This is a genomic window from Enterobacter cloacae complex sp. P47BA, from assembly GCF_014930485.1.
Taxonomy (GTDB): domain Bacteria; phylum Pseudomonadota; class Gammaproteobacteria; order Enterobacterales; family Enterobacteriaceae; genus Enterobacter; species Enterobacter bugandensis.
This window is the reverse complement of record NZ_JADBRF010000011.1, coordinates 49,929-75,903: the sequence shown is the minus strand read 5'-3', so window position 1 is coordinate 75,903 and position 25,975 is coordinate 49,929. Positions and strand designations below refer to the sequence as shown.

General features: G+C 57.6%; 28 protein-coding genes. 16 read left to right on the top strand and 12 right to left on the bottom strand.

The features are described 5' to 3' along the window. Together gsiC and gsiD are read left to right on the top strand one after the other, a co-directional pair. A complete protein-coding gene (gene gsiC / locus IM299_RS12825; RefSeq protein ID WP_193357594.1) occupies positions 1-921 on the top strand; it encodes a glutathione ABC transporter permease GsiC in 921 nt (306 codons plus the stop codon). 1 nt (position 922) lies between these two features. Next, positions 923-1,834: a glutathione ABC transporter permease GsiD gene (gene gsiD / locus IM299_RS12820; RefSeq protein WP_028012480.1), complete on the top strand. Its 912-nt coding sequence runs from the start codon at positions 923-925 to the stop codon at positions 1,832-1,834. A 63-nt stretch (positions 1,835-1,897) separates the two neighbouring features. On the opposite strand, the gene rimO is transcribed toward gsiD, so the two are convergent. Further along, positions 1,898-3,223, bottom strand: coding sequence for a 30S ribosomal protein S12 methylthiotransferase RimO (gene rimO / locus IM299_RS12815; protein ID WP_041910688.1), 1,326 nt, complete (start codon positions 3,221-3,223; stop codon positions 1,898-1,900). A 216-nt stretch (positions 3,224-3,439) separates the two neighbouring features. On the opposite strand from rimO, the gene bssR reads away from it, so the two are divergent. Together bssR and IM299_RS12805 are read left to right on the top strand one after the other, a co-directional pair. Continuing rightward, entirely contained in the window at positions 3,440-3,823 is a 384-nt protein-coding gene (gene bssR / locus IM299_RS12810) for a biofilm formation regulator BssR (RefSeq protein ID WP_048957048.1), read from the top strand. 108 nt (positions 3,824-3,931) lie between these two features. After that, positions 3,932-5,050 carry a PQQ-dependent sugar dehydrogenase gene (locus IM299_RS12805; protein WP_048957049.1) on the top strand — a complete coding sequence of 373 codons (1,119 nt, stop codon included), beginning with the start codon at positions 3,932-3,934 and terminating at the stop codon, positions 5,048-5,050. Here IM299_RS12805 and IM299_RS12800 read toward each other — a convergent pair whose 3' ends face one another. Beyond that, positions 5,051-5,677 (bottom strand): glutathione S-transferase family protein, encoded by a 627-nt coding sequence (locus IM299_RS12800; protein WP_048957052.1) that lies wholly within the window; start codon positions 5,675-5,677, stop codon positions 5,051-5,053. A 240-nt stretch (positions 5,678-5,917) separates the two neighbouring features. Between IM299_RS12800 and dacC the strand changes: the two genes are divergently transcribed. Then, the gene (gene dacC, locus IM299_RS12795) at positions 5,918-7,123 is read left to right on the top strand and encodes a serine-type D-Ala-D-Ala carboxypeptidase (RefSeq protein WP_045260004.1); all 1,206 of its coding nucleotides are present in this window, start codon (positions 5,918-5,920) and stop codon (positions 7,121-7,123) included. Positions 7,124-7,210: 87 nt separating this feature from the next. Here the strand turns inward: dacC and deoR are convergent, their stop codons facing one another. The 3 genes from deoR to IM299_RS12780 form a co-directional block, all read right to left on the bottom strand. After that, positions 7,211-7,969, bottom strand: coding sequence for a DNA-binding transcriptional repressor DeoR (gene deoR / locus IM299_RS12790; RefSeq protein WP_023292922.1), 759 nt, complete (start codon positions 7,967-7,969; stop codon positions 7,211-7,213). Between the two features lie 67 nt (positions 7,970-8,036). Next, the gene (gene ybjG, locus IM299_RS12785) at positions 8,037-8,645 is read right to left on the bottom strand and encodes an undecaprenyl-diphosphate phosphatase (protein ID WP_193357593.1); all 609 of its coding nucleotides are present in this window, start codon (positions 8,643-8,645) and stop codon (positions 8,037-8,039) included. A 7-nt stretch (positions 8,646-8,652) separates the two neighbouring features. Beyond that, positions 8,653-9,381, bottom strand: a complete 729-nt coding sequence (locus IM299_RS12780) for a phosphatase PAP2 family protein (protein ID WP_047368172.1) — start codon at positions 9,379-9,381, stop codon at positions 8,653-8,655. A 168-nt stretch (positions 9,382-9,549) separates the two neighbouring features. On the opposite strand from IM299_RS12780, the gene IM299_RS12775 reads away from it, so the two are divergent. Then, positions 9,550-10,782: an MFS transporter gene (locus IM299_RS12775; protein ID WP_047362755.1), complete on the top strand. Its 1,233-nt coding sequence runs from the start codon at positions 9,550-9,552 to the stop codon at positions 10,780-10,782. Between the two features lie 67 nt (positions 10,783-10,849). On the opposite strand, the gene IM299_RS12770 is transcribed toward IM299_RS12775, so the two are convergent. Together IM299_RS12770 and IM299_RS12765 are read right to left on the bottom strand one after the other, a co-directional pair. After that, complete coding sequence (locus tag IM299_RS12770) at positions 10,850-11,662, bottom strand: Cof-type HAD-IIB family hydrolase (RefSeq protein ID WP_193357592.1); 813 nt, start codon at positions 11,660-11,662, stop codon at positions 10,850-10,852. Beyond that, complete coding sequence (locus IM299_RS12765) at positions 11,652-12,866, bottom strand: MFS transporter (protein ID WP_041910681.1); 1,215 nt, start codon at positions 12,864-12,866, stop codon at positions 11,652-11,654. Before IM299_RS12765 ends, IM299_RS12770 begins: the two co-directional genes overlap by 11 nt. A gap of 81 nt (positions 12,867-12,947) precedes the next feature. Between IM299_RS12765 and IM299_RS12760 the strand changes: the two genes are divergently transcribed. Next, positions 12,948-13,499, top strand: coding sequence for a TetR/AcrR family transcriptional regulator (locus tag IM299_RS12760; protein ID WP_028012492.1), 552 nt, complete (start codon positions 12,948-12,950; stop codon positions 13,497-13,499). A gap of 21 nt (positions 13,500-13,520) precedes the next feature. Here the strand turns inward: IM299_RS12760 and arsC are convergent, their stop codons facing one another. From arsC to IM299_RS12740, 4 genes are all read right to left on the bottom strand, one after another. Continuing rightward, on the bottom strand, positions 13,521-13,952 hold the full coding sequence (arsC, locus tag IM299_RS12755; RefSeq protein WP_048957060.1) for a glutaredoxin-dependent arsenate reductase: 432 nt from the start codon (positions 13,950-13,952) through the stop codon (positions 13,521-13,523). A 12-nt stretch (positions 13,953-13,964) separates the two neighbouring features. Then, entirely contained in the window at positions 13,965-15,254 is a 1,290-nt protein-coding gene (locus tag IM299_RS12750) for an arsenic transporter (RefSeq protein ID WP_193357591.1), read from the bottom strand. 40 nt (positions 15,255-15,294) lie between these two features. Continuing rightward, the gene (locus IM299_RS12745; RefSeq protein ID WP_193357590.1) at positions 15,295-15,615 is read right to left on the bottom strand and encodes a metalloregulator ArsR/SmtB family transcription factor; all 321 of its coding nucleotides are present in this window, start codon (positions 15,613-15,615) and stop codon (positions 15,295-15,297) included. Positions 15,616-15,868: 253 nt separating this feature from the next. Further along, the gene (locus tag IM299_RS12740; RefSeq protein ID WP_193357589.1) at positions 15,869-17,554 is read right to left on the bottom strand and encodes an aspartate:alanine antiporter; all 1,686 of its coding nucleotides are present in this window, start codon (positions 17,552-17,554) and stop codon (positions 15,869-15,871) included. A gap of 279 nt (positions 17,555-17,833) precedes the next feature. Here IM299_RS12740 and IM299_RS12735 point away from each other — a divergent pair, with 279 nt between their 5' ends. Then, positions 17,834-18,202 (top strand): inner membrane protein YbjM, encoded by a 369-nt coding sequence (locus tag IM299_RS12735; protein WP_088204913.1) that lies wholly within the window; start codon positions 17,834-17,836, stop codon positions 18,200-18,202. Positions 18,203-18,232: 30 nt separating this feature from the next. On the opposite strand, the gene IM299_RS12730 is transcribed toward IM299_RS12735, so the two are convergent. Then, complete coding sequence (locus IM299_RS12730) at positions 18,233-18,502, bottom strand: GrxA family glutaredoxin (RefSeq protein ID WP_028012502.1); 270 nt, start codon at positions 18,500-18,502, stop codon at positions 18,233-18,235. 185 nt (positions 18,503-18,687) lie between these two features. Here IM299_RS12730 and nfsA point away from each other — a divergent pair, with 185 nt between their 5' ends. From nfsA to IM299_RS12690, 8 genes are all read left to right on the top strand, one after another. Next, positions 18,688-19,410: a nitroreductase NfsA gene (gene nfsA, locus IM299_RS12725; protein WP_028012503.1), complete on the top strand. Its 723-nt coding sequence runs from the start codon at positions 18,688-18,690 to the stop codon at positions 19,408-19,410. A gap of 69 nt (positions 19,411-19,479) precedes the next feature. Beyond that, positions 19,480-20,382 (top strand): 30S ribosomal protein S6--L-glutamate ligase, encoded by a 903-nt coding sequence (gene rimK / locus IM299_RS12720; RefSeq protein WP_028012504.1) that lies wholly within the window; start codon positions 19,480-19,482, stop codon positions 20,380-20,382. 63 nt (positions 20,383-20,445) lie between these two features. Further along, a complete protein-coding gene (locus tag IM299_RS12715; RefSeq protein WP_003858385.1) occupies positions 20,446-20,922 on the top strand; it encodes a YbjN domain-containing protein in 477 nt (158 codons plus the stop codon). Between the two features lie 350 nt (positions 20,923-21,272). After that, a complete protein-coding gene (potF, locus tag IM299_RS12710) occupies positions 21,273-22,385 on the top strand; it encodes a spermidine/putrescine ABC transporter substrate-binding protein PotF (protein ID WP_041910676.1) in 1,113 nt (370 codons plus the stop codon). A 103-nt stretch (positions 22,386-22,488) separates the two neighbouring features. Further along, positions 22,489-23,622 carry a putrescine ABC transporter ATP-binding subunit PotG gene (potG, locus tag IM299_RS12705; protein WP_045630953.1) on the top strand — a complete coding sequence of 378 codons (1,134 nt, stop codon included), beginning with the start codon at positions 22,489-22,491 and terminating at the stop codon, positions 23,620-23,622. 9 nt (positions 23,623-23,631) lie between these two features. Continuing rightward, entirely contained in the window at positions 23,632-24,585 is a 954-nt protein-coding gene (gene potH, locus IM299_RS12700) for a putrescine ABC transporter permease PotH (protein ID WP_041910674.1), read from the top strand. Continuing rightward, a complete protein-coding gene (potI, locus tag IM299_RS12695; protein WP_028012508.1) occupies positions 24,582-25,427 on the top strand; it encodes a putrescine ABC transporter permease PotI in 846 nt (281 codons plus the stop codon). Before potH ends, potI begins: the two co-directional genes overlap by 4 nt. Positions 25,428-25,492: 65 nt before the next feature. Next, positions 25,493-25,966, top strand: a complete 474-nt coding sequence (locus IM299_RS12690; protein ID WP_028012509.1) for a YbjO family protein — start codon at positions 25,493-25,495, stop codon at positions 25,964-25,966. Positions 25,967-25,975: the final 9 nt, after the last annotated feature.

Below are 25,975 nucleotides of genomic sequence, written 5' to 3'. Positions count from 1 at the left end.
ATGCTGAATTATGTTTGTAAACGTCTGCTGGGGCTTATCCCGACGCTGCTGATAGTGGCGGTGCTGGTGTTTTTGTTTGTCCACATGCTGCCGGGCGATCCGGCGCGTCTGGTAGCCGGGCCCGAAGCGGATGCCACCGTCATTGAGCTGGTGCGTAAACAGCTGGGCCTCGACCAGCCGCTGTATATGCAGTTTCTGCACTATATGTGCAACGTTCTGCAGGGCGACTTTGGTATTTCAATGGTGTCGCGGCGTCCGGTGTCGGAGGAGATTGCCAGCCGCTTTATGCCCACGTTCTGGTTAACGATTGCCAGCATGGGCTGGGCGGTGGCGTTCGGACTTGGCGCCGGGATTGTGGCGGCCGTCTGGCGTAACCGTTGGCCGGACAAGCTCGGCATGGCCCTGGCGGTGACCGGCATCTCCTTCCCGGCGTTCGCGCTGGGGATGCTGCTGATGCAGATCTTCTCCGTTGAACTGGGCTGGCTGCCGACCGTCGGGGCCGAAACCTGGAAGCATTATATTCTGCCCTCCATGACGCTGGGCGCTGCCGTGTCGGCGGTGATGGCCCGCTTTACCCGCGCCTCGTTCGTGGACGTGCTGAGCGAAGATTATATTCGCACCGCGCGGGCGAAAGGAGTCAGCGAGAAGTGGGTCATTCTCAAGCACGGGTTCCGCAATGCGATGATCCCGGTGGTGACGATGATGGGGCTGCAGTTTGGTTTCCTGCTGGGTGGCTCTATCGTCGTGGAAAAAGTCTTCAACTGGCCGGGGCTGGGGCGCCTGCTGGTCGATTCCGTCGAGATGCGCGACTACCCGGTGATTCAGGCAGAAGTCCTGCTTTTCTCGCTGGAGTTTATTCTTATCAACTTAGTGGTGGACGTGCTCTACGCCGCCATTAACCCGGCCATCAGGTATAAGTAAGATGCGATTGTTGAACTGGCGGCGTCAGGCCGTTTTGAACGCGATGCCGGGGCTGAAACCGGAGCATGTCCGCACCCCGTGGTCCGAATTCTGGCGACGTTTTCGCCGTCAGCCGGTCGCAATGGCGGCGGGGCTGTTCGTGCTGGTGCTGATTGCGGTGGCGATCGTTGCGCCGTGGGTAGCGCCGTTTGATGCGGAAAACTACTTTGACTACGACCGCCTGAACGACGGCCCCTCAATGCTGCACTGGTTCGGCGTGGACTCGCTTGGCCGCGATATCTTCAGCCGCGTGCTGGTGGGGGCGCAAATTTCTCTCGCCGCCGGGGTAGTCGCGGTGCTGATCGGCGCGGCTATCGGTACCGTGCTGGGGCTCGTCGCCGGGTATTATGAAGGCTGGTGGGACCGCATCATCATGCGCATCTGCGACGTGCTGTTTGCTTTCCCCGGCATTCTGCTGGCGATTGCCGTTGTCGCCATTATGGGCAGCGGCATGGCGAACGTCATTATCGCGGTCGCGGTGTTTTCGATTCCGGCCTTTGCCCGCCTGGTGCGCGGCAACACGCTGGTGCTGAAACAGCAGACGTTTATTGAATCCGCCCGCAGCATGGGGGCCAGCGATACCACCATTCTGTTCAGCCATATTCTGCCCGGGACGGTGTCGTCCATCGTGGTCTATTTCACCATGCGTATCGGCGTGTCGATTATTTCGGCGGCCAGCCTGTCGTTTCTGGGGTTAGGGGCACAGCCGCCGACACCGGAGTGGGGCGCGATGCTGAACGAGGCGAGGGCCGATATGGTGATTGCGCCACACGTGGCGATCTTCCCGAGCCTGGCGATTTTCCTGACCGTGCTGGCGTTTAACCTGCTGGGGGATGGGCTGCGCGACGCGCTGGATCCGAGGATAAAGGGGTAGTGCAGTGAAATGTGCCGGGTGGCGGCTACGCCTTACCCGGCCTGTAAAAGATGTGCAGTGAGATTAAACCCGGCTACCCCACAGGTCATACTCGTCGGCGTTTTCAACTTTGACGCGAATAATATCACCCGGCTTAACGTTGGTTTCGCCGTTCAGGTACACCGCGCCGTCGATTTCAGGGGCGTCCGCCATGCTGCGACCAATCGCGCCTTCTTCGTCCACTTCGTCGATGATAACCATGATCTCGCGGCCCACTTTTTCCTGCAGACGCTCGGCAGAAATCTGCTGCTGCAGCTGCATGAAGCGGTTCCAGCGCTCTTCTTTCACCTCTTCCGGCACCTGGTCTGCCAGCTCGTTGGCGGTTGCGCCTTCCACCGGGCTGTATTTGAAGCAGCCTACGCGGTCCAGACGGGCTTCTTTCAGGAAGTCGAGCAGCATCTGGAAATCTTCTTCGGTTTCGCCCGGGAAGCCGACGATAAAGGTGGAGCGCAGGGTCAGATCCGGACAGATTTCACGCCACTGCTTGATGCGCGCCAGCTGGCGGTCAACGGAGCCAGGGCGTTTCATCAGCTTCAGGATACGCGGGCTGGCGTGCTGCAGCGGGATATCCAGGTACGGCAGAATTTTGCCTTCCGCCATCAGCGGGATCACGTCGTCAACGTGCGGGTACGGGTAGACGTAGTGCAGACGCGTCCAGATACCGAGCTTAGCCAGCTGCTCGCACAGGCCCACCATGCTGGTTTTCACCGGCTCGCCGTTGTGGAAACCGGAGCGGTGTTTGACGTCCACGCCATAAGCTGAGGTGTCCTGGGAGATGACCAGCAGCTCCTTCACGCCCGCATCGGCCAGACGTTTCGCTTCCGCCAGCACTTCGCCAATCGGACGGCTCACCAGATCGCCACGCATGGACGGGATGATGCAGAAGGTGCAGCGATGGTTGCAGCCTTCAGAAATTTTCAGGTAGGCGTAGTGACGCGGCGTCAGCTTCACGCCCTGTTCCGGCACCAGGCTCAGGAACGGGTTGTGCTTTGGTTTTGGCACGTAGTGATGAACATGTTCCAGCACCTGCTCGTAGCTGTGCGGGCCGGTGATCTCCAGCACCTTCGGGTGCACCTCGCGGATTTGGTCCACTTTCGCGCCCAGGCAGCCGGTAACAATCACTTTGCCGTTTTCGGTCAGCGCTTCACCGATGGCTTCCAGTGACTCCTGGACCGCGCTGTCGATAAACCCGCAGGTGTTAACGATCACCATATCGGCGTTGTCGTAGCTTGGCACCACGTCATAGCCCTCGGTGCGCAGTTCGGTCAGGATGCGTTCGGAATCCACCAGGTTTTTCGGGCAGCCCAGGGAGACGAAGCCGATTTTCGGCTGGTGCGTAACATTGCTCATAGGTTAAAAATTCATCAATTATGGAGTTATCAGGGCGGGATTTTACAGCGTATCGCGGGGGATTTATACACTCTTTGCAAGGCGGATGCGCCAGGCCGAGGTTGTAACATTGTAAATAATGTTAATCAGTTAAGAATAATTGATCTCAGGCATTAAACTGTACAAAAAATGACCTTATTCTGAATGTGCAACATAGCTGACAGAGGAGGAAATAGCATGTCCGTTGACAGACTGAAACGCGATCTGCTTAACAAGCTGATCAACGCCCGAATCGACCTGGCCGCCTATCTGCAGCTCAGGAAGGCAAAGGGCTATATGTCAGTCAGCGAAAGCGAACATCTGCGTGATAATCTGTTTGAACTGTGTAATTTCATGCGTGAAAAAGCACCGACCCTGAAGGCGGAATACGATGAATGCGAGCTGATGGCGCTGTGTCGCGCCGCTGAGGTGCTCTCCATTGCAGGGGTATGTTTGATGAACGGACGCCACGACTGCCCGACTTTTATCGCTGTTAACGCGGAGAAGCTTGAAAACTGCCTGACAACGCTCTCTCTTTGCATCATGTGTCTTAACAAGCACGAGACGCTTGCACAGCACTGAGTTCGGGGGGAGGCAACTCCCCCCATCTGATTAAGCTTTTGTAAAAGTGGTAACGCGCCCGGAGGTAATGGCTAATCTTTATGCCATATGCCGAAAAAGGAGCGCTTTATGCCTCGATCCTCGTTGATTTTCCTGCCTGCATTGTTTATTCCGTTTTCGCTTCTTGCTGCGCCAGAGGCGGTAAAGGTTGAGGTGCTGCAAAACCGACTCGATCACCCCTGGTCGATGGCGTTCCTGCCGGGTAATGACGGTTTACTGGTCACTCTTAAGGGCGGGCAGCTCAAGCGCTGGCAGGCCGGGAAAGGACTTTCCGATCCCATTGTCGGCGTGCCGAAGGTGTGGGCGAACGGCCAGGGAGGACTGCTGGACGTGGTGCTGGCGCCTGATTTTGAAAAGTCGCGCCGCGTCTGGCTGAGCTACGCCGAAGCCGGGCGTGACGGCAAGGCCGGAACGGCGGTGGGCTATGGCCGCCTGAGCGACGATCTTTCCCGCATCGAGGGATTTCAGGTAGTGTTCCGCCAGATGCCGAAGCTCTCAACCGGTAACCATTTTGGTGGGCGACTGGTGTTCGACGGCAAAGGGTATCTCTTTATTGGACTCGGTGAGAACAATCAGCGCCCGACGGCGCAGGATCTGGACAAGCTGCAGGGTAAAGTGGTGCGCCTCACCGAAGACGGTAAAGTGCCGCCGGATAACCCCTTTGTGAACACCTCCGGCGCGCGGCCGGAAATTTGGTCCTACGGCATTCGTAACCCGCAGGGGATGGCGATGAACCCATGGAGCGACACGCTGTGGCTGAACGAGCACGGCCCGCGCGGCGGGGATGAAATTAACATCCCGGAGAAGGGCAAAAATTACGGCTGGCCGCTGGCGACGCACGGCATTAACTACAGCGGGCTGAAAATCCCGGAAGCCAAAGGCGAGCACGTTGAGGGAGCCGAAAAGCCGCTGTTTGTCTGGAAAGTGTCACCCGCGGTCAGCGGCATGGCGTTTTATAACAGCGACGTGTTCCCGCAGTGGAAAAACAAGCTGTTTATCGGGGCGCTAAAGGAAAAGGACGTTATCGTGCTGAGCGTGGACGGCAATAAGGTGACGGAGGACGGGCGGATCCTGGGCGACCGGGAGCAGCGTATTCGCGATGTGCGGGTGGGGCCGGATGGCTATCTGTATGTCCTGACCGACGAAACGGACGGGCAGCTGTTAAAAGTCAGCCCGTCCGGTGCGTAATCAGGTGACCGGGATCATCACCACGTTACGGTACGCCGGGCGCTCGCCAAGCTGCTTAAGCCAGCGGTCAAGGTTCGGGCGCGGCGTCCATTTCAGACCGAGGTTAGTCAGGTTCCAGACGAACGGCGCTACGGCAATGTCCCCCACGCCGAACGTATCGCCGGAGAACCAGGCGTGCATCGCCAGCTCATCGTCCATCATCGCAAACAGGTTTTCGCAGGCATCCTGCGCGGCATGAATGGCGGGATAGTCACGCTCGGCTTCAGGGGTTCTCACCAGCCCCATCAGGATCACGCGGTGAACGGGAGAGAGCGTCTGATTTGCCCAGTCCATCCACTTCTCACCCTGCGCGCGCTGCGCCGGGTTTTCAACCCACAGGCGGCCAAGACCGTACTGGGCGGCGAGGTAACGCACAATGGTGTTGGACTCCCAAAGGGTTGCGTCTGTTTCGTCATCCCGCAGCAGCGGCACCAGGCCGTTCGGGTTCATCGCCAGATAGTCGGCCTCTTTGTTCACGCCGAACGACATGCCAGCCATGATTTGGTTAAACGGTAAATCCAGTTCCTCCAGCGTCCAGAGCACTTTCTTAACGTTGGTCGAATTATTCCTGCCCCACAGCGTAATCATATTTACTCCTGATGAGTGTGAATCCGGGTCGGCTTTTTGCCATGGTGAGATAAACCTAACAATTACGCAACAGAAGACAAAAAAATCGCCTGAATCAAAGCGTAAATGAATGTTATTGCATAAACTTTAATAACTTTACCCTCGTTGGGTTTCTTTAACCGTTTTAGTGCGCTATTACTCATCGCTTCTTGCGACACGGTGATGTGACGTAATTTTTGAATGGACACTCGGGTGGCATTTATGACGCGAAAAATGACTTCTCTGCGCAGCCTGGCGGCAGGCTCTGCGCTCCTTTTCCTGTTTGCACCAACACTCTACGCGGCTGAACAGGCTGCGCCCGAAGCGCCGCCTGTGGACGCGCGCGCCTGGATCCTGATGGACTATTCCAGCGGTAAGGTGCTGGCGGAAGGCAATGCGGATGAGAAACTCGATCCGGCCAGCCTGACCAAAATCATGACCAGCTATGTGGTCGGGCAGGCGTTAAAAGCGGGCAAGATCAAGCTGGACGATATGGTCACCATCGGGAAGGATGCCTGGGCTACCGGCAACCCGGCGCTGCGGGGCTCGTCGGTGATGTTCCTGAAGCCAGGCGATCAGGTCTCCGTCTCCGATCTGAACAAAGGGGTAATCATTCAGTCGGGAAATGATGCGTGTATCGCGCTGGCCGACTACGTTGCCGGCAGTCAGGATTCTTTCATTGGTTTGATGAATGGCTATGCGCAAAAGCTCGGCTTAACCAACACCACCTTCAAAACGGTCCACGGCCTGGATGCGCCGGGACAGTTCAGTACCGCGCGCGACATGGCGCTGCTGGGAAAAGCGCTGATCCACGACGTGCCGGATGAATACGCCATCCACAAAGAGAAAGAGTTTACCTTCAACAAAATTCGCCAGCCGAACCGCAACCGCCTGCTGTGGAGCAGCAACGTTAACGTGGACGGAATGAAGACCGGCACCACGGCCGGCGCGGGCTACAACCTGGTGGCCTCCGCGACGCAGGGCGACATGCGCCTGATCTCGGTGGTGCTGGGCACCAAAACCGACCGCATCCGCTTTAACGAGTCAGAAAAACTGCTGACCTGGGGCTTCCGCTTCTATGAAACCGTGACGCCGATTAAACCGGATGCCACGTTCGTCAGCCAGCGCGTCTGGTTTGGTGACAAGAGCGAGGTGAATCTGGGGGCGGGTGAGGCCGGTTCCGTGACCATTCCACGCGGTCAGCTGAAAAACCTGAAAGCAAGCTATACCCTGACCGACCCGCAGCTCACCGCGCCGCTGAAAAAAGGCCAGGTGGTCGGGACGATTGATTTTCAGCTAAACGGCAAGTCGATTGAACAGCGTCCGCTGATTGTGATGGAAGCGGTGGAAGAGGGCGGCTTCTTCAGCCGGATGTGGGATTTCGTGTTGATGAAATTCCATAGCTGGTTTGGCAGCTGGTTTAGCTAAGTTTTTTGCCGGGTGGCGCTGCGCTTACCCGGCCTACGTTCGAGCCGTTGTAGGCCGGGTAAGGCGAAGCCGCCACCCGGCATAACCTCAATACATCAACTTCACCTGCTGCGCCTTCGCGTGGGCCACAATCTCGTCGTCCGGGCGGCAATCGCTGACGATGGCATCGAACTGCGCCAGCTCGCCCATTCTTGCCGGACGCACCTTACCAAACTTACTGTGATCGACCACCAGCACATGGTACTGCGCGGCGCTCAACGCCCAGTGCTTCACCGGCAGCTCTTCCAGATTAAAGCAGGTTGCCCCCTGACGCACATTGACCCCGGCGGCGGAATAAAACGCGATATCCGGGCAGAGATTGCTGAGCGTGTCCTGCAGGTTGAGCGGCTTAAAAATCGCGTTGCTGGCGTGAAACTCACCGCCGCAGAGGATCACCCGGCACTCGGGTTTCTCCTGAAGCGCCAGAAAGGTGTTCAGGGAATAACAGACGGCGGTAAACGGAATGCTGCTGTCGATGGCTTCAATAATCCACGGCGTGGTGGTACCGCAGTCAAAAAACAGCGTCTGGTGCGGCTGTACCAGGGAAGCCGCAAGCCGCGCGGCTTTGCGTTTCTCTTCCACCAGGCGCGTCTTCTGATCGCTGATCAGATAATGGCTGGCGCTACGCGGCTCAAGCACAATGTATCCGCCCAGCAGCACGACGGGCGCGCTCTCGCTGTTCAGATCCCGACGAATGGTCATCTCCGAGACGCCGAGGAGGTTGGCGGCTTCCTTAAGATGCAGCTTATCGCTGCGCTTCAGCGCCTGTAGCAGCTGAGCAATGCGGTCATCGCGACGTGTTTCCATAGTTCCTCGGGATAAAAAAGTGAACCCCCGCAGGGCGGGGGTTCAAGTGTAACCTGTCAGGTCGGGGTTAGTCACGTATCCAGCCTTTGCGGATCGGGATGGCGAAAATGGCGCGATAGAGTGAAGAAAGCCCACGGTAGAGCGCTTCCCCGATGAGGCTCCACAGGATAGCCGCGCTCACGCAGCCAATCAGCCCCACAAGGAAGCCGCCCACCATATCGAGCGGCCAGTGAACGCCCAGATACACGCGAGACCAGGCAATCGCTGCGGCAACCACCATCAGCACCGCACCCGACCACAGGCGATGCCAGAACAGGAAGGCCAGCGCGAAGGTGAAGATCACCGTCCCGTGATCGCTCGGGAAAGAGTCATCCGGCGCATGGTGCAGGAAGGTGTAGCCAATGCGATCGACAAAAGGACGATCGTGCGGGAACGCGTGGCCGAGAAGATAGCTGACCAGCACGCTTACCCCGAGCGCCATCGCGACTTTGATCACCAGCTGGCGCTGAGCCTTAACCTGGCTGCGCGGCCCCCACAGCCAGAGAATGGCAGCCAGCGCAGGCACGATGCTGATAAGGTCTTTCGCCAGAAAGGTGGCAAAATCAATCATCCACTCTGGCGAGGCCGGGGTGGCGTTGATCAGATAAAACAGCTGATAATTCAGATTCTCTAGCATAGCGTAATCACTCTTTTGCAAACCGGGTGGAAACCAGCCCGTAGACCGCCACCTGGGAAAACCAGACCCACCACCCGGCCCACAGGTTGTGAGAGAAAAAATGTGCCCCGCGCATCACCTGGCCGAAGCCCATCGCCAGACCCAGAACCGCGCCAAGGACCACAAAGCTCCAGGCGAGACGCGGACGCTCGCGCCAGAAGGCAAAAAACAGCCCCATCACCATAAAGCCGCTGGAAGAATGGCCACCCGGGAAGCAGCGGCCCGGACCGCTGTCTGCCGGAACGGCGCTGAACAGGGGGTAAGACACGGCCTTACCGCCATATTCCACCAGATCCCACGGGCAGCTGTGGTGGCTGATGCTTTTCAGCACGCCAACCACCAGCGCGCCAAGCCCCATCAGCAGCGCGGCTGTGACAAGCCTTGCGTTACGTTTGTAAGCGCCGTAAAGCAGCGCCACGGCGCCTAAGGCAATCGCAATGTACTTCGCCAGACGATGGTTCAGCAGATCCAGCAGGTGGTCTTTTTGCAGCGGGAAAGTCTGTGTCGCCGCGTCATACCAAAAACCGGTGATCCATCTGTCGAGCGCTTCATCGCGCGATAGCCACGTAAACACCACGGCAAGCGCTACTAGCACCAAAAGCTGATAACCATAAAAGCGGGACGGTAAGCGGTAAAGCTGTTTTGTCTTATTAGTCTGTAAGTTAGACAATTCTGAACGGCTGGAAGTGAGTGCCATAATTAGGGATCATTGACGAGTAATCGCGCTATCATAAATCTGTCAACTTAAGGAAACCTTAAACGAAGACGATATGTGCTTTATTTCTGTTTCTCCTCGATAAATCACTATCTCGGATTACGGCATTTCATTAAACTCGTCGCGATTTTGTCATTATAAAGAGATTGCATGTTAAACCGTTCTTCTTCTGGTTCACGTCTGGGTCGTCAGGCGTTGCTTTTCCCTCTGTGTCTGGTGCTCTACGAATTCTCTACCTATATCGGCAACGATATGATCCAGCCCGGTATGCTGGCCGTTGTGGAGCAGTACAACGCGGGAATCGAGTGGGTGCCGACCTCCATGACCGCCTATCTGGCTGGCGGCATGTTTTTGCAGTGGCTGTTAGGCCCGCTGTCGGATCGTATTGGCCGCCGTCCGGTGATGCTGACGGGCGTGGTGTGGTTTATCGTTACCTGCCTCGCCACGCTGCTGGCGCAAAACATTGAACAATTTACCCTGCTGCGTTTCCTGCAGGGGGTGAGCCTGTGCTTTATCGGCGCCGTGGGCTATGCCGCCATTCAGGAGTCGTTTGAGGAGGCGGTGTGTATCAAAATTACCGCGCTGATGGCGAACGTGGCGCTGATCGCCCCCTTACTCGGGCCGCTGGTGGGGGCCGCGTGGGTGCACGTTGCGCCGTGGGAAGGGATGTTTGTGCTCTTTGCTGTTCTCGCCGCCATCGCGTTCTTCGGCCTGCACCGCGCGATGCCGGAAACGGCTACCCGTCTGGGCGAAAAACTCTCGCTGAAAGAGCTGGGCCGGGATTACAAAGCAGTGTTGCAAAATGGCCGCTTTGTGGCGGGGGCGCTGGCGACCGGATTCGTTAGCCTGCCTCTGCTGGCGTGGATCGCGCAGTCACCGGTTATTATCATCAGCGGTGAAAAGCTCAGCAGCTACGAGTACGGCCTGCTGCAGGTGCCGATCTTTGGCGCGTTGATTATTGGTAACCTGGTGCTGGCCCGTCTGACGTCTCGCCGCACCGTGCGTTCACTGATTATCATGGGCGGCTGGCCGATTGCGGCAGGGCTGATTCTGGCTGCGGTAGCGACCGTCGCGTCATCCCACGCCTACCTGTGGATGACGGCGGGGCTGAGCATTTATGCCTTCGGAATTGGCGTGGCGAACGCTGGCCTGGTGCGCCTGACCCTGTTTGCGAGCGAGATGAGTAAAGGTACGGTCTCTGCGGCGATGGGCATGCTGCAGATGCTGATTTTTACCGTCGGTATCGAGGTGAGCAAGCACGCTTACGCGCTGGGCGGCAACGGGTTGTTCAGCCTGTTTAACCTCGCCAACGGCGCGCTGTGGGTTGGCCTGATGGTGGTGTTCCTGAAGGACAAACGCGTCGGAAACGCCCTGCAACCATAATCTTTTTTCCCTCTCCCCATTGGGGAGAGGGCCTGGGTGAGGGGCGAGGCCGCCAGACCGCACGCGGTCAATTAAACGGTGTCTCCCCGTTCAATACCTTCTCAATCACGTTTAAAACGCCTTCCTCGTTATTATGCGGTGCTTCAAAGCGCGCCTCCGCTTTAATATGCGGCTTGGCATTTGCCATCGCAAAGCTGAACCCGGACTGACGCAGCATCTCCACGTCGTTGCCGCTGTCACCAAAGGCCACCACTTCGCTGTCCTCGATGCCCCAGCGCGTTTGCAGGATGCGCAGGCCGTTGGCTTTATGCACGCCGGGGATAATCAGGTCAATGCTGCCGTGACCGGTGGTGACGGGCACCATAATGTCACTTAGCTTTTCATGCAGCAGCGCCTGAATGCGCGGAATTTCGTCATCGGAAACGTTGAGCCCGAACTTGAAGAAGATGTCGTTCAGGCTGTTGAAATCCTGCACCCTTTCGAGGCGGTGATAATATTTTGACGCGATATCAATGAAGGCATCGTCATAGGCCTTAAGCGTGTAGGCGCTGCCTTTCCCGCAGGCGATAATCTCAATGCCGGGGACGTCGTTTAAGACGGCGGCCACGGTGCTGAAATGCGCTTTTGTCAGCTCGCCGTTGAACACATCTTCCCCGGCATCGACCACCCAGCCGCCGTTTTCGGCAACAAAGGCAATTTCATGCGCGATCTCCGGGAAGAACGAGATCAGCTGGTAATACTGGTTGCCGCTGGCGACCACAAAGCGAATGCCTTGCTCCTTCATGCGCGCATACTGCGCCAGAAAGCGCGGGCGGTTATAGGTCTTGGCATCACTCAGGAATGTGCCATCCATGTCGACGGCGATCAGTTTAACGCTCATATCCCTTCTCCATTGACGTTTGTTCCGTTTCCGGCTTTGCCACCGCGCGCGCCACCAGCGCCGCGATAATCACCAACCCTAACACCACCAGCATGGCGCTGCGCAACCCGTAGTGCTCACCGAGGAAACCGAGCAGCGGCGGCCCGACCAGGAAGGCGAGGTAGCCCGTGGTCGCCACCACGCTGACGCGGGTCGGGGCATCCGGGCCGGTGTCGCTGGCGGCCGAAATAGTCAGCGGGAAGCCGAGCGACGCGCCCAGACCCCAGAGGATCACCGAGACCCCGGCAATCCAGTCCACGTCCACAAAGACGATCATCGCGATACCCAGGCCGCCGAGCAGGGCGCTGGCGCGCACTACCGCGACGCGGCTGTAGCGGTCGATAAACCAGCCGCCGGTGAAGCGCCCTACGGTCATCCCCAGCGTAAACCCTGCGTAAATCAGCGAGCCGGAGGTCGGACTAAAGCCGTGGCCGTCCACCATCAGCAGCGGCAGCCAGTCGTTGGCGGAGCCTTCCGCGAACGCCATCGCCAGCACCACCACGCCGATGAGCATCAGCTGGAAATCGCGGTAGAAGGGCAGCCCTTTTTCCGTCGAATGCTGTTCTTCAGCGGAATTCTTGCCGGTACCGTTCGGGATCGCCCGAATGCCGGTCAGGATCGGAATGATGCATACCAGCGCCGCCAGCAGGATATGCAGATTCGCGCTCATGCCAAAGGCCGTCAGCGCCATGCCGACGCCCGCGCCGGCGAGCGTGCCGAGGCTGTAAAAGCCGTGCATCATGGGCAGCACGGTTTTGTTCATCTCGCGCTCGACCGCCGCCCCTTCAACGTTAATCGCAACCTCTGCCGAGCCGAAGCTGCCGCCAAATACCGTCAGCCCCAGGGCAAACAGCACCGGCGAGGCAAACCACAGCGCGACGCTTAGCACGATCATCCCAATTACCGCGAAGCACATGGTGGTGCGGATCACCGCCCGCGTGCCAAAGCGCTTCACCAGCCACGCGGAGCAGAGAATGCCGCTCATGGAGCCTATCGACAGGCCGAACAGCACGATGCCCATCTCCGCGGTAGAGACGGACAAAATGTCGCGTATGGCGGGCGTGCGTGTGGCCCAGGAGGCCATCAGCAGACCGGGAATAAAGAAGAACATAAACAATGCCCACATGCGTAGTCGCAGGGCGTTGCGGGAAGAGGTCAGCGTCATTGGGGTAGCACCAGAAGTACAACAGTAGCGACAACACTAGCAAGTTTGTGTACATTTGTACACAAACCAGGTGAGGGATTTATGAGCAGACCACCGAACGATCCGCATCGACGTGAAAAAATTCTCCAGGCGACGCTGGACACCATTGCCGAACACGGTATTCACGCCGTCACGCACCGCAAAATCGCCACCTGCGCGGGCGTGCCGCTGGGGTCAATGACCTACTATTTCGACGGCATGGAGCCGCTGCTGGAGGAGGCCTTCACGTGGTTTACCCGCCAGATGTCGCAGCAGTACCGGGATTTCTTCGCGGGCGTCACCGGGCCGGAAATGGCGTGTGAATCCATCACCACCCTGATCCACAGCTCGCAGGTGACCACGCCGCACAACATGGCGCTGATGTACCAGCTTTACGCCTTTATGCACCGCAGCGCGGCGCTCAAAACGGTGATGCAGGACTGGATGAAGATGAGCCAGACCACGCTGGAGCAGTGGTTCGACCCGGTCACCACCCGCGCGCTGGATGCCTTCATCGAAGGGATGACGCTGCACTATGTGACTGACCGAGAGCCATTAAGCCGGGAGGAAATTCGGGCGATGGTGGGGAGAATTGCGGGCGAGGGAAACCCTTAGGCATCACTCGCCCTGCCTGTTTTACCTGTGTTCGATTTTTTTCCCGCTGGCGTCCACGACGGCTTCGCCATCCTCTTTCGTAAACGCTCCTTTCTGCGCGTCCGGCAGAATGTCGAGGACAACTTCAGACGGGCGGCACAGGCGGGTGCCCAGCGGCGTGACCACGATCGGACGGTTAATCAGGATCGGGTGTTGCAGCATAAACTCGATAAGCTGGTCGTCGGTGAAGATATCTTCGGCCAGGCCGAGCTGTTCATAGGGCTCCACGTTTTTGCGCAGCAGATCCCGCACCGAAATCCCCATATCGGCAATCAGGGTGGCCAGCGTATCGCGCGACGGCGGGGTTTCCAGATAGAGGATAATCTCCGGCTCCGTGCCGCTGTTGCGGATCATCTCCAGCGTATTGCGCGAGGTGCCGCAGGCTGGGTTGTGGTAAATGGTGATGTGGCTCATATCAGTGGCTCATTACAGTGTGAAGGAGAGACGTAGCGCCAGCGCGGCGAGCGTCACAAACAGGACCGGCAGCGTCATGATGATGCCCGTCCGGAAATAGTAGCCCCAGGTAATCGTCATGTTTTTCTGCGCCAGCACGTGGAGCCAGAGCAGGGTGGCGAGGCTACCGATAGGCGTGATTTTCGGCCCCAGATCGCAGCCAATCACGTTGGCGTAAATCATCGCGTCCTTGAGCAATCCCGTCGCCATGCTGCCCTCAATGGAGAGCGCGCCAATCAGCACCGTGGGCATATTGTTCATTATGGATGACAGGAACGCGGTGATGAACCCGGTTCCCAGCGTGGTGGCCCACAGTCCGTGTCCGGCCAGGCTATTCAGCACGCCAGTGAGATAATCTGTCAGCCCGGCATTGCGCAGGCCATACACCACCAGATACATCCCGAGCGAGAAAATAACAATTTGCCAGGGTGCGCCACGCAGCACTTTCCCGGTGTTTATTGCATGTCCGCGCTTTGCGACGGTGAATAAAATCAGCGCGCCGACGGTCGCAATGGCGCTGACCGGAATGCCGAGAGGTTCAAGCACAAAGAAGCCAACGAGCAGAAGCAGTAGCACGATCCAGCCCGTTCTGAACGTCGGGAGATCGTGAATGGCCCGCGCGGGCTCCTGAAGTTTCGCCAGGTCATATTCTGGGGGAATTTCCTTGCGGAAGAAAAGATGCAGCATCACCAGCGTTGCAACAATCGCGGCGATATCAACGGGGATCATCACCGAGGCGTATTCGCTGAACCCCAGCTTAAAGAAGTCTGCCGACACGATGTTGACCAGGTTGGAGACAATCAGCGGCAGGCTGGCGGTATCGGCGATAAAACCTGCCGCCATCACAAACGCCAGCGTGGCCTGCTTGCTGAACCCCAGCGCCAGCAGCATTGCGATGACGATAGGCGTCAGGATCAGCGCCGCGCCGTCATTGGCAAACAGCGCCGCCACAGCCGCACCCAGCAGCACGATATAAGTAAACAGCAATCGCCCGCGACCGTTTCCCCAGCGGGCAACGTGCAGCGCCGCCCACTCGAAAAAGCCGGACTCATCCAGCAGCAGGCTGATAATGATGACGGCGATAAACGTCGCCGTGGCGTTCCAGACGATATTCCAGACCACAGGTATATCGTTAATGTGAATTACCCCGCTGGCCAGCGCCAGCAGGGCGCCAATGGTTGCGCTCCAGCCGATACTGAGCCCTTTGGGCTGCCAGATGACCAGTACCAGCGTAAACAGAAAAATTGCCCCTGCCAGAAACATCGCTTACTCCGTTATATCTGATTTCATGAATATGTTTTGATTAGCATGAGCCCGGGAGTCGCTTTTTCAGCTTCATGCGCGTCTCTTCCCGCAGGCAGTTCCAGCTGGTGTCGATGACGGCTGCCGCCCACGCGGGCATGTTGGGAGAGAGACGGTAATGGACCCACTTACCCTCGCGGCGGTCGATAACCAGCCCGGACTCGCGCAGCAAGGCCATGTGGCGGGAGACTTTCGGCTGCGGTTCGCTGGTGGCGGAGCAGAGATCGCAGACACACAGCTCGCCCGCTTCACGGAGCAGCATGACGATGGCGAGTCGCGTTTCGTCGGAGAGGATTTTGAAGAGCTGGAGCGGGTGGATCATGGGTGTTCCTGAGGGTAGATTAAATCATATTCGTTTAATCATATATGTTTTGGTGGGAAGAGAGAAGGTCAGATTACAGGAAGGGGAATTTCAGGCAACAAAAAACCCATCAACCTTGAACCAAAACGGCGGGGTTGATGGGCTCCACAAATTGGGGACATCAAAGAAAAGCAGTGGCACTAGTTATGACTGCCCCCTGCTAAAAAAGTTCTGCGCGTTACAAAAATTTTTTCATTACGCGCAAACTTAGGAGTTATCCGAGTCCCGGCCAGATGATGATAATCAGCGTACCCGCCAGCGTCAGCAGTACGTTCGCGATAGCATAGGTGCCTGCATACCCCAGCGCCGGGATGTTGCTGCGCGCTGTATCGCTGATGATTTCCATCGCCGGGGCACAGGTACGCGCCCCCATCATTGCCCCGAACAGCAGGGCGCGGTTCATACGCAGCACGTAGGCGCCGAACAGGAAGCAGATCACCACCGGCACCAGGCTGACGATAAGGCCGGAAACCAACATCTGCCAGCCGACGGCGCCGAGGCTGTGGCCGATGCCGCTGCCCGCGCTCAGGCCGACGCCCGCCATAAACACCATCAGACCGAACTCTTTCACCATGTTCAGCGCGCCCTGCGGAATGTAGCCGAAGGTCGGATGGTTGGCTCGCAGGAAGCCCAGCATGATCCCGGCGAACAGCAGACCGGCGGCGTTACCGATGCCGAAGCTGAAGTTGCTGAACTGAAAGGTAATCATCCCGATCATCAGGCCAACGATGAAGAAGGCGCAGAAGGCCAGCAGGTCGGTGACCTGGCTGTGAATGGAGATAAAGCCGATGCGGTCGGCAACGGTTTTTACGCGTCGCGCGTCGCCGCTGACCTGCAGCACGTCGCCTTTGTTGAGCACGACGTTATCGTCGATGGGCATCTCAATCTGGCTGCGGATCACCCGGTTGAGGAAGCAGCCGTGGTCGGTCAGCTTCAGCTGCGCCAGGCGGCGGCCCACGGCGTTATGGTTTTTCACCACGATCTCTTCGGTGACGATGCGCATGTCGAGCAGGTCGCGGTCGAACACCTCTTTGCCGTTACGGAAGCTCGGGTCGAGACGGGCGTGGGCGTCCGGGTAACCCACCAGCGCGATGTCGTCGCCCATCTGCAGCACCGCGTCGCCGTCCGGGTTCGCCAGAATGCCGTTGCGGCGGATACGTTCGATGTAGCAGCCGGTCTGGCGGTAAATCCCCAGTTCGCGAAGATTTTTGCCGTCTGCCCATGCCACCAGCTCCGGCCCGACGCGGTAGGCGCGGATAACCGGGAGATAGACTTTACGTTTGGAGTCGGTATCCAGACCGCGCTCGCGGGCGATTTGCTGGGCGCTGGTCTGCAGATCCTGGTGCTGCAGTTTTGGCAGGTAGCGCGCGCCAACGATTAGGCTCACCAGACCAATCAGATAGGTCAGGGCATAGCCCAGGCTCAGATGGTCGAGGGCGGTAGAGAGCTTCGCGCCCGCCATGCCGGAATGGCGCAGGGTATCACCGGCGCCCACGAGCACGGGGGTTGACGTCATAGAGCCGGCCAGCATACCGGCCGTAAGCCCGATATCCCAGCCAAACAGTTTGCCCAGTCCTAACGCGATCAGCAGCGCGCTGCCGACCATCACCAGCGCCAGCATCAGATAATTTTTGCCGTCGCGGAAGAAAATTGAAAAAAAGTTAGGTCCCGCTTCTACGCCAACGCAAAAAATAAACAGCATAAAACCTAAGTTCAGCGCGTCCGTGTTAATGCTGAAGTGCTGCTGGCCTAATAATAAGGAGACGACTAAAACGCCAATGGAATTACCGAGTTGAACCGAACCCAGGCGCAATTTACCCAGGCAAAGACCCAGCGCCAGTACCACAAATAATAACAGGATGTAATTCCCATTTAACAAGTCTGCGACGTTTATATTCACGGAGGCTAACTTCTTGTTTACCAGTAAGTTGTTGAATGAAAGGACTTTTTGGGCTACTGTTTTCTGGATCAGGGAAAAGCGCTAACGCTCCCTGTTTCCTGCTTTATTCCCTAAAACATTAGCTGGCGTGTAGTTTAATCGCATTAGCTACTGACAGCTACTGATTATCGCATCACCCTGTGCGTACTTTGGCATGGATTGCCGCACTGCTTTATCTGACTGGGCGTCTACCCGACGAATGTGTATTTGATAGAGATAAGTCAGGAGGATAGTTTGAATATGAAACGAAACTGGGCGGGGGTGATCAGCTGTTTTTTGCTGTTCACGGTCGTGTGCATGTCGCTCGCATTTAATGTAAAGGGCGCGTTCAGGGCGTCCGGGCATCCTGAGCTGGGGTTGCTCTTCTTCACGTTGCCGGGGGCTGCCGCCAGTTTTCTCTCCCGTAAAGGGGAGGTGGTGAAGCCGCTGCTCGGCGCCATGCTCGCTGCACCACTGTGTCTGCTGATGATGCGCCTGATGTATATTTCAACGCGGAGTTTCTGGCAGGAGCTGGCGTGGTTGCTGAGCGGCGTATTCTGGTGCGCGCTTGGCGCGCTGTGCTACCTGTTTGTGCGCAGCCTGGTTCAGCACCGACGGCACCGCAAATAAAAACGCCCTCAGGGTGAGGGCGTCTCTTCATTACTGCTCGGCAAACAGGCCCAGATGCTCTTTAGCGTAGGCCTCAAAGTCGGTGCAACCGCCGATGTGTTTCTGATCGAGGAAGATCTGCGGCACGGTTTCAACCGGCTTACCGACGGTTTTTTCCAGGTCGGCCTTGGTGATGCCTTCCGCGTGGATGTCCACATAGCGGAAGTTGAAGTCATCGCGCTCTTCGGTCAGTTTCTCAGCCAGCTCTTTCGCGCGCACACAGTAAGGGCACCCTGGACGACCAAAAATTACTGCAAACATTTCTCTCTCCTCAAAAAACAAGCCTGACGGCGAATGACACGTATAGTGCCCCATAACCCGCCGTCATTAAAGAAGGTTTCGCCTGTCGTTATAATACCTATGAGCTATGTTTCGCCAATTACACCGCGCACATCATTGCCTATACTGGCTGCCATACGTATTAAGCAAGACTAAAGAGAGACAAGATGACGCCAACCATAGACCTGCTCCAGTCCCACCGCTCCATTCGCCACTTTACCGATGAGCCGATTACCGAGGCGCAGCGTAATGCGATTATTGACAGCGCAAGAGCCACCTCCAGCTCCAGCTTTTTGCAGTGCAGCTCGATTATCCGCATTACTGATAAAGCCATGCGTGAACAGCTGGTGACGCTCACCGGCGGGCAGAAGCATGTGGCTCAGGCAGCCGAGTTCTGGGTGTTCTGCGCCGACTTTAACCGCCACCTGCAGATCTGCCCTGAGGCCGAGCTGGGGCTGGCCGAACAGCTGCTGCTGGGCGTGGTGGATACCGCGCTGATGGCGCAAAACGCCTTTACGGCCGCGGAATCGCTGGGGTTAGGCGGTGTCTATATCGGCGGGCTGCGTAACAACATTCAAAGCGTGACCGACCTGCTGAAGCTGCCAAAACACGTGCTGCCGCTGTTTGGCCTCTGCCTCGGCTGGCCGGCGGACAACCCGGATCTCAAGCCGCGCATTCCTGCCGCGATGCTGGTGCATGAAAACCATTACCAGCCGGTCGATCAGGATGTCCTGAATCAATACGACGAAGAGCTGGCGAACTACTACATGACGCGCGGCAGCAATAACCGTCGCGACACCTGGACGGATCATATTCGCCGCACCATCATCAAAGAAAACCGCCCGTTTATTCTTGAGTATCTGCACAAGCAGGGCTGGGCAACGCGATAGTCCATTCCTCCTGCGCCTGCCTGCGTATATGATATGCAGGCTTTTTCCATGTCTTCAGAGAGGTGCAGGGTGAAAATTGCCATATTGTCCCGGGACGGAACGCTCTATTCATGTAAGCGCCTGCGAGAAGCGGCGGCGAAACGCGGGCATCAGGTTGAGATCCTCGACCCGATGTCCTGCTATATGAACATCGACCCCGCCGCCTCGTCGATTCACTACAAAGGCCGCAAGCTGCCGCACTTCGATGCGGTGATCCCCCGCATCGGCTCCCAGATTACCTACTACGGCACCGCCGCGCTGCGCCAGTTCGAGATGCTGGGCAGCTATCCGCTCAACGAATCCGTCGCCATTTCCCGCGCCCGCGACAAGCTGCGCTCCCTGCAGCTGCTCGCACGACAGGGGATCGATCTTCCGGTCACGGGCATTGCCCATTCACCGGACGACACCAGCGATCTGATCGATATGGTGGGCGGCGCGCCGCTGGTGATCAAGCTGGTGGAAGGCACGCAGGGCATTGGCGTGGTGTTAGCGGAAACGCGTCAGGCGGCGGAGAGCGTGATCGACGCCTTTCGCGGGCTGAATGCGCACATTCTGGTGCAGGAGTACATTGAAGAGGCGAAAGGGCGCGACATTCGCTGTTTCGTGGTGGGGAACGAGGTCGTGGCGGCCATCGAGCGCCAGGCCAAAGAGGGCGATTTCCGCTCTAACCTTCACCGCGGCGGCGTTGCGCGGGTAGCCGATATTAGCGAACGCGAACGGGAAATAGCCGTGAAAGCGGCGCAAACCCTGGGGCTGGACGTAGCGGGCGTGGACCTTCTGCGCGCGACGCGCGGGCCGCTGGTGATGGAGGTGAACGCCTCCCCGGGGCTGGAAGGTGTGGAAAAAACCACAGGGGTCGATATTGCAGGTAAAATGATCTCATGGATCGAGCGTCATGCCACGCCGGGTTACTGTCTGAAAACGGGCGGTTAAATGGATTACCGGGCGCTTTTTGAGTACCCTATGCGAAGTTTTTACTAAAGAGGCTGCAAAGCGATGGATTTACAGGTCGTACCTACACTGGATACGTTACGTCAATGGCTTGATGATGCCGGGATCACCTTCTTCGAATGTGATTCCTGCCAGGCGCTGCATCTGCCTCATATGCAGAATTTCGACGGCATTTTCGATGCCAAAATCGATCTGATTAACGACGTGATCCTTTTTTCCGCGCTGGCCGAAGTGAAGCCTTCTGCGCTGCTGGCGCTGGCCTCCGATCTCTCGGCTATCAACGCCAGTTCTTTGACGGTGAAAGCATTTCTCGATATACAGGACGATAATCTGCCAAAACTGGTCGTTTGCCAGTCTTTATTCTCCGGGGCGGGGCTGTCGTTCAAGCAGTTCGCCTGGTTTATGCGCCTGAGCGAAGAGCAAATTTCCATGGTTATGATGGAAGCCAATGCACATCATCTGCTGTATAGCGCGGAAGACGATGCTGAGAATAATGATGCATCTCCCAATTTTCTTCACTAAGCCTGTCTGACTTTTGCGCAGTCGCTGCCATAGCGGCTGCAGAAGGCCATTTTTTCTGCTGCCTTTAACCTTTCTTTAAAGAATTTTTCACCTCCCTCAAGGCCATTTCGGCTTATCACGTAGACTTAACCTGCATAAAAAATTGATAAAAGGCGTTTTTTCGTCTGGGCTATAGCCGGAGACACGGGCTACAGTTATTCTTGCGATGCTTAAAAAAGCGAGCGGATCCTGCCGGGTAAAGAGGTTTCTTTTTATTTTGAGCAGAGCGACAAACTATGCATGATTTTTGCATATATCCAGATTGCACAGTTTAGTTCGTTTGTTAACGAGCTTTCAGAAGGAATAACACTATGATCGCCTTGAATAAAAAATGGTTATCGGGTCTGGTTGCGGGTGCTCTGATGGCCGTCTCTGCCGGCACGCTCGCTGCGGAACAAAAAACGCTGCACGTATACAACTGGTCTGACTATATTGCGCCGGACACGGTCGCTAATTTTGAAAAAGAGACCGGCATTAAAGTGGTCTATGACGTTTTCGATTCCAACGAAGTGCTGGAAGGAAAGCTGATGGCAGGCAGCACCGGTTTTGACCTGGTCGTACCTTCCGCAAGCTTCCTGGAACGTCAGCTGACGGCGGGCGTCTTCCAGCCGCTGGACAAGAGCAAGTTATCGAACTGGAAAAACCTCGATCCGGAAGTGCTGAAGCTGGTGGCGAAGCACGACCCGGACAACAAATACGCCATGCCTTACCTGTGGGCGACCACCGGTATCGGCTATAACGTGGATAAAGTCAAAGCCGCGCTGGGCCCGGACGTTAAGCTGGACAGCTGGGACGTGGTGCTGAAGCCGGAAAACCTTGAGAAGCTGAAAAGCTGCGGCGTCTCCTTCCTCGATGCGCCGGAAGAGATTTTCGCCACCGTGCTGAACTACCTGGGCAAAGACCCGAACAGCAATAAAGCCGATGATTACACCGGCCCGGCGACCGATCTGCTGCTGAAGCTGCGTCCAAACATTCGTTACTTCCACTCGTCCCAGTACATCAACGACCTGGCGAACGGCGACATCTGCGTGGCGATCGGCTGGGCAGGGGACGTGTGGCAAGCGGCGAACCGCGCGAAAGAGGCGAAAAACGGTGTGAATGTGTCCTACTTCATTCCGAAAGAGGGGGCGCTGGCCTTCTTTGACGTCTTCGCCATGCCGGCTGACGCGAAAAACAAAGACGAAGCCTACCAGTTCCTGAATTACCTGATGCGTCCTGAGGTGATTGCCCACATCAGCGACCACGTTTACTACGCCAACGGTAACAAGGCCTCCGTGCCGCTGGTGAGCGAAGCGATCCGCAGTAACCCGGCAATCTATCCGCCAGCGGACGTGTTCGCCAAGCTGTTCACCCTGAAGGTTCAGGATCCAAAAATTGACCGCGTACGTACCCGCGCGTGGACCAAGGTGAAGAGCGGTAAATAAGTTACCGTGAGTCGTAGGCCGGGCAAGCGTTAGCGCCCCCGGCAACAGGCGCACCGTTCTGGTGCGCCTGCACCATGATTTGATCTCTACCGGAGAGCACCCCGTGAATGACGCGATCCCCCGCCCGCAGGCGAAAGTCCGTAAAGCGCTGACCCCGCTTCTTGAAATTCGTAACCTCACCAAATCTTTCGATGGCCAGCATGCCGTGGACGACGTCAGCCTGACTATCTATAAAGGCGAAATATTCGCGCTACTGGGCGCATCGGGCTGCGGTAAATCGACCCTGCTGCGTATGCTGGCCGGTTTTGAACAGCCCACCGCCGGGCAAATCATGCTCGATGGTGTGGATCTCTCCAGCGTGCCGCCGTATCAGCGCCCGATTAATATGATGTTCCAGTCTTACGCGCTGTTTCCGCACATGACGGTGGAGCAAAACATCGCCTTTGGCCTGAAGCAGGACAAGCTGCCGAAAGCCGAAATCACCGCGCGCGTGGCCGAAATGCTGAGCCTGGTGCATATGCAGGAGTTCGCGAAGCGGAAGCCGCACCAGCTCTCCGGCGGCCAGCGTCAGCGCGTGGCGCTGGCGAGAAGCCTGGCGAAACGCCCGAAACTGCTGCTGCTCGACGAGCCGATGGGCGCGCTGGACAAAAAGCTGCGCGACCGTATGCAGCTCGAAGTGGTCGATATCCTCGAGCGCGTGGGGGTGACCTGCGTGATGGTCACCCATGACCAGGAAGAGGCCATGACCATGGCCGGGCGTATCGCGATCATGAACCGCGGGAAGTTCGTGCAGATTGGCGAGCCGGAAGAGATTTACGAGCATCCGACCACCCGCTACAGCGCGGAGTTCATCGGCTCGGTTAACGTCTTCGAAGGGCTGCTGAAGGATCGTCAGGAGGATGGTCTGGTCATCGAATCGCCGGGGCTGCAGCATCCGCTTAAGGTCGATCCTGACAGCTCGGTGGTGGATAACGTGCCGGTCTACGTGGCGCTGCGCCCGGAGAAGATCATGCTCTGTGACGATCCGCCTGCCGATGGCTATAACTTTGCCGTCGGGGAAGTGGTGCACATTGCCTATCTGGGCGATCTCTCCATTTACCACGTGCGCCTGAAAAGCGGACAGATGCTCAGCGCGCAGCTACAGAACGAACATCGCTACCGCAAGGGGCAGCCGACCTGGGGCGACGAAGTGCGCCTGTGCTGGGACGCGGACAGTTGCGTCGTGCTGACGGTATAAGGAGCGATCATGAGCACACTTGAACCTCCAGCCCGCGTCAAAAAACCGGGCGGCTTTGCCCACTGGCTGACGCGCCTTAAGATGAACCACGGGCGCAAGCTTGTAATCGCCATGCCTTACGTGTGGCTGATCCTGCTGTTCCTGCTGCCGTTCCTGATCGTCTTTAAGATCAGCCTGGCGGAGATGGCGCGGGCGATCCCGCCGTATACCGATCTGTGGGAGTGGGCCGACGGGCAACTGACGCTGACGCTGAATCTGGGCAACTTCCTCCAGCTCACCGAGGATCCGCTCTATTTCGAAGCCTATCTGCAGTCTCTGCAGGTGGCGGCGATCTCGACGCTCTGCTGTCTGGTGATGGGCTACCCGCTGGCGTGGGCCGTGGCGCACAGCAAGCCGTCGACGCGTAACATCCTGCTGCTGCTGGTGATCCTGCCGTCGTGGACATCGTTTCTGATACGCGTTTACGCGTGGATGGGGATCCTGAAAAACAACGGGGTGCTAAATAATTTTCTGATGTGGCTTGGGGTTATCGATCAGCCGCTGACCATCCTGCACACCAACCTAGCGGTCTATATCGGCATTGTGTATGCCTATCTGCCGTTTATGGTGCTGCCGATTTACACCGCCCTGACGCGGATTGACTACTCGCTGGTGGAAGCCTCGCTCGATCTCGGCGCGCGTCCGCTGAAGACCTTCTTCAGCGTGATTGTCCCGCTGACCAAAGGCGGAATCATTGCCGGGTCGATGCTGGTGTTTATTCCGGCGGTCGGAGAGTTTGTGATCCCGGAACTGCTCGGCGGGCCGGACAGCATCATGATTGGCCGCGTGCTGTGGCAGGAGTTCTTCAATAACCGCGACTGGCCGGTGGCGTCGGCGGTGGCGATTATCATGCTCCTGCTGCTGATCGTCCCGATCATGTGGTTCCATAAGCATCAGCAGAAACAGATGGGAGATCGCGGATGAACAACTTACCGGTAGTACGCTCCCCGTGGCGCATTCTGATCCTCGTTATCGGCTTCACCTTCCTGTATGCGCCGATGCTGATGCTGGTGATCTACTCGTTCAACAGTTCCAAACTGGTGACGGTCTGGGCGGGCTGGTCGACGCGCTGGTACAGCGAACTGTTCCACGACGACGCAATGATGAGCGCGGTGGGGCTGAGCCTGACCATTGCCGCGCTGGCGGCCACGATGGCCTGCGTTCTGGGCACCATCGCCGCGCTGGTGATGGTGCGCTTCGGGCGTTTTCGCGGCTCAAACGGTTTCGCCTTTATGATCACTGCCCCGCTGGTGATGCCGGACGTCATCACCGGCCTGTCGCTGCTGCTGCTGTTCGTGGCCCTGGCGCACGCCATCGGCTGGCCGGCGGATCGCGGCATGCTCACCATCTGGCTGGCGCACGTCACCTTCTGTACCGCGTATGTGGCGGTGGTGATCTCCTCGCGCCTGCGCGAGCTGGACCGCTCCATTGAAGAGGCGGCGATGGATCTCGGCGCCACGCCGCTAAAGGTCTTTTTCATCATTACCCTGCCGATGATTATGCCGGCGGTGATCTCCGGCTGGCTGCTGGCGTTCACGCTCTCCCTCGACGATCTGGTTATCGCCAGCTTTGTCTCAGGGCCGGGCGCGACGACGCTGCCGATGCTGGTCTTCTCCAGCGTGCGCATGGGGGTGAACCCGGAGATCAATGCTCTGGCCTCTATCATCCTCGGCGTGGTCGGAATTGTCGGATTTATCGCCTGGTATTTGATGGCGCGCGCGGAAAAACAGCGCGTGCGCGATATCCAGCGTGCAAGACGCGGCTGAAGGATTTAAAATTTCCGGTGATGTGCCGCGCATGACGCGGCACTGTTTTTCAGGGAAGTAAAACATTGGGATTAGTAAAAAAATCACGTATTACGCACGCTCGTCCTAACGTTCCTGCGCTGGTTCAGGTGGCGGCGCTCGCCATTATTATGATCCGCTGCCTGGACGTGCTGATGATTTTGAATACGCTGGGCGTGCGCGGCATCGGGGAATTCATTCACCGCAGCGTGCAGACGTGGAATCTGACGCTGGTCTTTTTAAGCAGCCTGGTGCTGGTGTTTATCGAGATCTACTGCGCGTTTTCGCTGGTCAAAGGGCGAAACTGGGCGCGCTGGGTCTATCTGCTCACGCAGGTGACCGCCGCCAGCTATCTGTGGGCCGCCTCGCTGGGCTATGGCTATCCTGAGCTGTTCAGCATTCCGGGTGAGTCGCGACGTGAGATTTTCCATGCGCTGGTCATGCAAAAACTGCCGGATATGCTGGTGCTCTGCCTGCTTTTCGTTCCGGCGTCCAGTCGACGGTTCTTCCGACTGCAATAATGTGTATAA

Bases quoted from the DNA above. Each gene is read 5' to 3' on its own strand.
- gsiC (WP_193357594.1), top strand. From the start codon at position 1: ATGCTGAATTATGTTTGTAAACGTCTGCTGGGGCTTATCCCGACGCTG.
- gsiD (WP_028012480.1), top strand. From the start codon at position 923: ATGCGATTGTTGAACTGGCGGCGTCAGGCCGTTTTGAACGCGATGCCG.
- rimO (WP_041910688.1), bottom strand. From the start codon at position 3,223: ATGAGCAATGTTACGCACCAGCCGAAAATCGGCTTCGTCTCCCTGGGC.
- bssR (WP_048957048.1), top strand. From the start codon at position 3,440: ATGTCCGTTGACAGACTGAAACGCGATCTGCTTAACAAGCTGATCAAC.
- IM299_RS12805 (WP_048957049.1), top strand. From the start codon at position 3,932: ATGCCTCGATCCTCGTTGATTTTCCTGCCTGCATTGTTTATTCCGTTT.
- IM299_RS12800 (WP_048957052.1), bottom strand. From the start codon at position 5,677: ATGATTACGCTGTGGGGCAGGAATAATTCGACCAACGTTAAGAAAGTG.
- dacC (WP_045260004.1), top strand. From the start codon at position 5,918: ATGACGCGAAAAATGACTTCTCTGCGCAGCCTGGCGGCAGGCTCTGCG.
- deoR (WP_023292922.1), bottom strand. From the start codon at position 7,969: ATGGAAACACGTCGCGATGACCGCATTGCTCAGCTGCTACAGGCGCTG.
- ybjG (WP_193357593.1), bottom strand. From the start codon at position 8,645: ATGCTAGAGAATCTGAATTATCAGCTGTTTTATCTGATCAACGCCACC.
- IM299_RS12780 (WP_047368172.1), bottom strand. From the start codon at position 9,381: ATGGCACTCACTTCCAGCCGTTCAGAATTGTCTAACTTACAGACTAAT.
- IM299_RS12775 (WP_047362755.1), top strand. From the start codon at position 9,550: ATGTTAAACCGTTCTTCTTCTGGTTCACGTCTGGGTCGTCAGGCGTTG.
- IM299_RS12770 (WP_193357592.1), bottom strand. From the start codon at position 11,662: ATGAGCGTTAAACTGATCGCCGTCGACATGGATGGCACATTCCTGAGT.
- IM299_RS12765 (WP_041910681.1), bottom strand. From the start codon at position 12,866: ATGACGCTGACCTCTTCCCGCAACGCCCTGCGACTACGCATGTGGGCA.
- IM299_RS12760 (WP_028012492.1), top strand. From the start codon at position 12,948: ATGAGCAGACCACCGAACGATCCGCATCGACGTGAAAAAATTCTCCAG.
- arsC (WP_048957060.1), bottom strand. From the start codon at position 13,952: ATGAGCCACATCACCATTTACCACAACCCAGCCTGCGGCACCTCGCGC.
- IM299_RS12750 (WP_193357591.1), bottom strand. From the start codon at position 15,254: ATGTTTCTGGCAGGGGCAATTTTTCTGTTTACGCTGGTACTGGTCATC.
- IM299_RS12745 (WP_193357590.1), bottom strand. From the start codon at position 15,615: ATGATCCACCCGCTCCAGCTCTTCAAAATCCTCTCCGACGAAACGCGA.
- IM299_RS12735 (WP_088204913.1), top strand. From the start codon at position 17,834: ATGAAACGAAACTGGGCGGGGGTGATCAGCTGTTTTTTGCTGTTCACG.
- IM299_RS12730 (WP_028012502.1), bottom strand. From the start codon at position 18,502: ATGTTTGCAGTAATTTTTGGTCGTCCAGGGTGCCCTTACTGTGTGCGC.
- nfsA (WP_028012503.1), top strand. From the start codon at position 18,688: ATGACGCCAACCATAGACCTGCTCCAGTCCCACCGCTCCATTCGCCAC.
- IM299_RS12715 (WP_003858385.1), top strand. From the start codon at position 20,446: ATGGATTTACAGGTCGTACCTACACTGGATACGTTACGTCAATGGCTT.
- potF (WP_041910676.1), top strand. From the start codon at position 21,273: ATGATCGCCTTGAATAAAAAATGGTTATCGGGTCTGGTTGCGGGTGCT.
- potH (WP_041910674.1), top strand. From the start codon at position 23,632: ATGAGCACACTTGAACCTCCAGCCCGCGTCAAAAAACCGGGCGGCTTT.
- potI (WP_028012508.1), top strand. From the start codon at position 24,582: ATGAACAACTTACCGGTAGTACGCTCCCCGTGGCGCATTCTGATCCTC.